The organism is Leptolyngbya sp. CCY15150 (assembly GCF_016888135.1).
In the GTDB taxonomy this organism is placed as follows: Bacteria; Cyanobacteriota; Cyanobacteriia; order RECH01; family RECH01; genus RECH01.
On the sequence record NZ_JACSWB010000011.1, the window covers coordinates 1 to 254 of the forward strand.

Genomic DNA, 254 nt, shown 5'->3' on the forward strand with positions numbered 1-254 from the left:
TCAGGGCCCCACAAAAACAGGATGGAGTGACCCATGCTGTCGGCAGGTGTGGATACTGCCACGGTCAAAAAGTTGCACCCTTCTAGGTAGGAGCTTGCCAACCCGTGGGTGTACCAAGAGGTCACAAAGGTGGTGCCGGTTAGCCAGCCGCCCACCGCCATGTAGGCGCAGGGGAATAGCAGCAAACCAGACCATCCGATGAAGACAAATCTATCGCGCTTCAGCCAGTCATCAAGGACGTCGAACCATCCTCG

1 pseudogene is annotated in these 254 nt (G+C 56.7%); it reads right to left on the reverse strand.

The features are described 5' to 3' along the window. Positions 1-254: pseudogene (locus tag JUJ53_RS00045) on the reverse strand (photosystem II D2 protein (photosystem q(a) protein)); the annotation flags it as partial.